Source organism: Mycobacterium sp. TH-M82 (assembly GCF_057473605.1).
Window position 1 is genome coordinate 1 of record NZ_JBYCKY010000617.1, and the last position, 1347, is coordinate 1347.

The following is a 1347-nucleotide window of genomic DNA, read 5'->3' on the forward strand; positions in this document are numbered from 1 at the left end:
TTCGGGTGTTCCAGGCCCCCTATGTCGGTGCGGTGGTGATGCCGGGCGGGGCGTCGCAGCCGCGGCGCACCCTGGACGGCTGGCAGGAGTGGGCCAAGCAGCGCGGGCACCGCGGGCTGGCGTACGTGCTGGTGGGCGACGACGGCGAGCTGTCCGGCCCGGTGGCCAAAAACCTCTCCGATGCCGAACGGGCCGGGCTGGCCGACCACGTCGGCGCCGAGTCGGGCGACTGCGTTTTCTTCTCGGCGGGGCCGGCCAAGGCGTCGCGCGCGCTGCTGGGTGCGGCACGGGGGGAGATCGCGCGGCGGCTGAACCTGATCGACCCCCACGTTTGGGCGTTCACCTGGGTGGTCGACCCGCCGCTGTTCGAGCCCGCCGACGAAGCCACCGCCGCCGGGGAGGTCGTCGTCGGTTCCGGCGCGTGGACGGCGGTGCACCACGCGTTCACCGCGCCCAAACCGGAACACGAGGCGGCGCTGGAGTCCGACCCCGGTGCCGTGCTGGCCGACGCCTACGACGTGGTGTGCAACGGTAACGAGATCGGCGGCGGATCGATCCGTATCCACCGCCGCGACATCCAGCAGCAGGTGTTCGCCGTGATGGGCATCGACGCGGCCCAGGCTCAGGAGAAGTTCGGATTCCTGTTGGACGCGTTCACTTTCGGGGCGCCGCCGCACGGCGGACTGGCGTTCGGTTGGGACCGAGTGGTGGCCCTGCTGGCCGGCGTGGAGTCGATCCGGGAGGTTATCGCATTCCCGAAGTCCGGTGGCGGCGTCGACCCGCTGACCGGCGCCCCGGCGCCGATCACCGCGCAGCAGCGCAAAGAGTCCGGCATCGGTTGAGCGTAAGGGCCTGATTTCGTCGGGCCCGAGAATTCATCCGCCTCATCCGTCACACGTCGGCGTGGGTCGTCGGTCCTGTCGGTGGCCGCCGGTAGCGTCCAGCGCAACCAGGCATACACCAAGTCGTTGGGAGGCCGCATGACCGTCACGATCGCCGCCGACGAGACGTCGACAGCAGAGCTGCCAGCCTACCGACCGTTGCTCGCGCAGCTAAGCAATGGCCCACGACCGCAACCGAATTGGTCCGCGGTCGTCGATGGCGCCGTTCGGGTCTGGGCACGGCCGGGGTTCGACACCTTCCTGGGGATACCGCGGTTGCGGTTCGAGCCGTTCGATTATCAGCTGCGGGCCGCACGGACCGTGCTGCAGCGGATGCGCGGTCGGGGCATCCTGGCCGACGAGGTCGGGCTCGGCAAGACGATCGAGGCCGGGTTGGTGCTGTCCGAGCTGCGCATGCGCGGGCTCGCCGACCGAGTGCTGGTGATCGTCCCGGCAGGACTTGTCG

The 1347-nt window shown here is 70.2% G+C and carries 1 protein-coding gene and 1 pseudogene; both read left to right on the forward strand.

The window, feature by feature from the left end; genetic code table 11:
• On the forward strand, positions 1-842 hold an 842-nt coding region (locus AC2VON_RS18255), incomplete at its 5' end, for an amino acid--tRNA ligase-related protein (RefSeq protein ID WP_486954218.1).
• Between the two features lie 138 nt (positions 843-980).
• A pseudogene (locus AC2VON_RS18260) lies at positions 981-1347 on the forward strand (hypothetical protein); the annotation flags it as partial.